This is a genomic window from Streptococcus sp. 10F2, from assembly GCF_054331515.2.
Window position 1 is genome coordinate 1 of sequence record NZ_JBTGGE020000133.1, and the last position, 579, is coordinate 579.

1 pseudogene is annotated in these 579 nt (G+C 43.2%); it reads right to left on the reverse strand.

From position 1 onward, the window contains the following. Positions 1 to 289: pseudogene (locus ACXM1Q_RS09395) on the reverse strand (transposase); the annotation flags it as partial. Positions 290 to 579: the final 290 nt, after the last annotated feature.

The following is a 579-nucleotide window of genomic DNA, read 5'->3' on the forward strand; positions in this document are numbered from 1 at the left end:
TGTAAGTTTTCAACTGAGAAGAAGTGAGCTTGTTTTTTAGAAATTGTTTGCAGGCATAAACAGCATCAGAAAAGCAGATTTGGTAGTTTTCTAAGCTGGACATGGTATCATTAATTTTCATTGTGGTCCATCTACAGAAGTTAAACTCTGTAAAACGTGCATAAATTTCCTGAAGAACACCCTCCTTCTTCTTTGCATGAAAATTAACGAGGCCTATACTATATTTTAGGTCTCTAAAACTTGGCTCTATGCCCCATCTACGGGCATAGAGTTTTTTAAGTACGACGGGCATGTCGTACATCTGAGGTGCAAGTCCTCTGTGGGCACCTGCTACCGGTGAACTCAATAGCGACTCCCAAGCCTGACTATCGTGAGGTAGCGGGGAGAGGAAGGGATAGCGAAATCGTGGCTCTACGAACAGAAACGTGATATCAAGGCGTATATGGGGGATAAGGGGGGCTTAAAACTCTAAAGTCCAAGAAGGTAGTCGTAACCTATATGCGTAAATCACGAGAGTAAACGAGGAAAGATGTACGGCTTATCCCGTGAGGTCTTGTCGAGGCAATAGCCTAGTAACAA